Here is a 569-nt window from a genome sequence, read left to right as displayed (position 1 = left end):
CGGCGCCGACGGCGGCGCGGAGGGCTTCGCCGGTGTCGTCTCGCTGCTCGGCGCGGCGCCGGACGGCGGGGCCGCGGACCGCGACGCGCCCGCCGCCCTGGTCGGCGCCGCCGCGGCCACGGCCGTACTCGTCCAGGCCCTGGGCGACGCCGGTGTCGAGGCGCCGCTGTGGTGCGTGACGGCGGGCGCCGTGTCGGTCACCGGCGAGGACCTGGCCGGTGCCGTCGGCGCGGGCGTGTGGGGGCTGGGCCGCGTCATCGGGCTCGAACACCCGCGGCGCTGGGGCGGGCTGGTGGACCTGCCCGCCGTCCCCGACGGCCGCGCCCTGGCCGCGCTGGCCGGTGTGCTGGCCGCCGGCGGCGCCGAGGACGAGATCGCCGTCCGCCCCCTGGGCACGTTCGCACGCCGTCTGGCGCGCCCGTCCGCCGACCGCGCCGACCGGCCCGCCGCCGCCTGGCGGACCAGCGGCACCGCGCTGGTCACGGGCGGTACGGGGGCCCTGGGCGCGCACACCGCCCGGTGGCTGGCCGCGCACGGCGCCACCCGGGTGCTGCTGCTCGGCCGGCGCG

At 82.8% G+C, this 569-nt stretch carries 1 protein-coding gene; it reads left to right on the top strand.

What is annotated here, in order from left to right; genetic code table 11:
- Positions 1-569: KR domain-containing protein (locus tag RKE29_RS30330; RefSeq protein WP_312008906.1), on the top strand; the 569-nt coding region annotated here is incomplete at both ends.

It is taken from the genome of Streptomyces sp. B1866, from assembly GCF_031932565.1.
Classification (GTDB): Bacteria; Actinomycetota; Actinomycetes; order Streptomycetales; family Streptomycetaceae; genus Streptomyces.
This window is presented reverse-complemented; position numbering and strand designations above follow the sequence as displayed.